The sequence below is a fragment of the Neisseria sp. P0009.S007 genome (assembly GCF_051962515.1).
Genome location: NZ_JBQCVF010001009.1, coordinates 1 through 320, shown reverse-complemented (window position 1 = coordinate 320; position 320 = coordinate 1). Strand labels below are relative to the sequence as shown.

1 protein-coding gene is annotated in these 320 nt (G+C 48.1%); it reads left to right on the top strand.

What is annotated here, in order from left to right:
* The coding region (locus ACTHS3_RS17540) for an Rnf-Nqr domain containing protein (RefSeq protein ID WP_440368701.1) at positions 1-320 on the top strand (320 nt) is incomplete at both ends.

Below are 320 nucleotides of genomic sequence, written 5' to 3'. Positions count from 1 at the left end.
ACCCGAGTGCCTTGCAGGTTTTGGGTATTTGTTCGGCTTTGGCGGTTACCACCAAACTTCAGACGGCCATCGTAATGGGTATGTCCGTAGCTTTGGTAACCGGTTTTTCCAGCTTCTTCATTTCTTTGGTACGCAACTATATCCCTAACAGCATCCGTATTATCGTGCAAATGGCGATTGTTGCTTCCTTGGTAACGCTGGTTGACCAACTGCTCCAAGCATTTGCTTATGAGCTGTCCAAACAGCTCTCCGTATTCGTCGGCCTGATTATTACCAACTGTATAGTAATGGGCCGTGCCGAAGCGTTCGCCATGAAAGAG